The organism is Tabrizicola sp., from assembly GCF_041911175.1.
Lineage (GTDB): Bacteria > Pseudomonadota > Alphaproteobacteria > Rhodobacterales > Rhodobacteraceae > Tabrizicola.
The window spans coordinates 1-1,515 of record NZ_JAYRPN010000135.1 but is presented as its reverse complement, the minus strand read 5'-3'; the positions used below and the strand labels follow the sequence as shown (position 1 = coordinate 1,515).

The following is a 1,515-nucleotide window of genomic DNA, read 5'->3' as shown; positions in this document are numbered from 1 at the left end:
GTGGCGCGCCAAGAGCAATATCCGACCGGACGGAATCGTCCGGGAGGAAGATTTGCGTTCCTGATCAAAAAGCTAGAGCAATATCCGACCGGACGGAATCGTCCGGGGGGAAGATTTGCGTTCCTTAACAATAAGCTAGAGCGGAGGCCGACCGTCTATCAGGTCGGCTTCCGCTCTAGTGTCCTGCCCGCGAAGTCCGTCCGACTTCGGATGGGCGTAGCGGACAAGCAGGCCACTGAAAATAAGGGCTAGTGCCCTGATTCCGTGATCCGAAGGATTACGGAATCAGGGCACTAGCTCGCCGCCAGCCGCACCAGCCGGTCGGTCAACCGATACGCCGTCAGGAACGCCGGCACCGGCAGGCACTCGAACCGCGAATGGAAGTTGAACCCGCCGGTGAAGTAGTTCGGCGTCGGCACCCCGCGCGCCGACAGCGCCGAGCCATCCGTGCCGCCGCGCAGCGGAAAGATCTTCGGCGCGATGCCCAGCTCCTTGAACCCCCGCTCCATCAGCTGCAGGCAGCGGCGGTCATTGCCCAGGCTCTCGGCGATGTTGGCGTACACGTCCTCGATCTCGACCTTCAGCTTGGCGCGCGGGAACTTCGCCTGGGTGGCGGCCACATGGGCACGCACCTTCTCCTTGCGCGCCTCCAGCCCCGCCTTGTCGAAGTCGCGCAGGTTGATGCGCAGCGTGGCGATCGCCGAGGTGTTCGACATGCTGTTGATGTAGCTGTAGCCCTCGCGCCCCTCGGTATGCTCCGGCGTGTCCAGCGGGTCGAACCGGGTGATCAGGTCGGCGGCCACCAGCACCGGGTTCACCATCACGCCCTTGGCGTTGATCGGGTGCGCGGTCACCCCCTCGATCTCCACTGTGGCGGAGGCGGCATTGAACGTCTCGAAGATGAACTCGCCCACCTCGCAGCTGTCGATCGTATAGGCGAAGTCCACCGCGAAGCGCTTCAGGTCCACCACCTTGGCCCCGCGCAGCCCGATCTCCTCGTCGGGCACGAAGGCCAGCACGATCTCCCCATGCGGCGGCCGCTCGCGCATCAGCACCTCGGCCAGGTCCATCAGGATCGTCACCGCCGCCTTGTTGTCCGCCCCCAGCACGCTGGTCCCGTCGGTCACCAGCAATTCCTGGTTGGCATAGGGCAGGAACTCCGGATGCTCCGCCACCCGCATCCAGATGTCCTGCTCCTTGTTCAGGCAGATGTCGCTGCCATCGAAGAGCACACGCCGCGGCTTGATGTGCGGCGAAAGCCCCACATCCACCGTGTCCACATGGGCGCAGAACCCGATGCGCGGCGCGCCGGCAACGGTCGCGGGAATGCGTGCGGTCACGCAGGCATGGTCGTCCAGGTGCACGTCGGCCAGCCCCATCGCGACCAGCTCGCCCTGCAGCAGTCGCGCCATGTCCCATTGCCCCGGCGTGCTCGGCACCACCGTGGCCTTGCCGTCGCTCTGGCTCGTCACCGCCAGGTAGCGGAAGAACCGCGCCACCAGCCGCTCGGCCAGC

1 protein-coding gene is annotated in these 1,515 nt (G+C 65.6%); it reads right to left on the bottom strand.

Translation table 11 applies throughout. The features are described 5' to 3' along the window. Window positions 1–293: 293 nt before the first annotated feature. Window positions 294–1,515, bottom strand: a 1,222-nt coding sequence (gene pepT, locus ACE3P6_RS18940) for a peptidase T (protein WP_374397998.1), incomplete at its 5' end; no start/stop codon positions are given.